Genomic DNA, 459 nt, shown 5'->3' on the forward strand with positions numbered 1-459 from the left:
TTCGATCGGCATCAGGAACGGCATGTCTACTGCACGCTCCGGCTCCGGGATGTACTCGTCCAGGGTTTCTACCAGCTTCTTAACAGCGCTAGTACCCAGCTCGTCGCCGTCTTCACCGTTCAGCGCCATCAGGGCGGAGCCAGCGATGATCGGAGTGTCGTCGCCCGGGAATTCGTACTGGTCCAGCAGCTCGCGCAGCTCCATTTCAACCAGTTCCATCATCTCGGCGTATTCTTCAGAACCAACACCGCCACAGTCTTCTGCCAGCAGGTCAGCCTTGTTCAGGAATACAACGATGTAAGGTACACCTACCTGACGAGACAGCAGGATGTGCTCGCGAGTCTGCGGCATAGGGCCGTCAGTCGCGCCACATACCAGGATAGCGCCGTCCATCTGAGCAGCACCGGTGATCATGTTCTTCACGTAGTCGGCGTGTCCCGGGCAGTCTACGTGCGCGTA

General features: G+C 58.4%; 1 protein-coding gene. It reads right to left on the bottom strand.

Annotated elements, in window-relative coordinates; all coding sequences use genetic code 11:
• A partial coding sequence (locus B4U49_RS00200) for a GTP-binding protein (protein WP_239692411.1) occupies window positions 1–459 on the bottom strand: 459 nt, incomplete at both ends.

Origin of the sequence: Microbulbifer mangrovi, from assembly GCF_002009015.1 — a bacterium.
GTDB lineage: Bacteria > Pseudomonadota > Gammaproteobacteria > Pseudomonadales > Cellvibrionaceae > Microbulbifer > Microbulbifer mangrovi.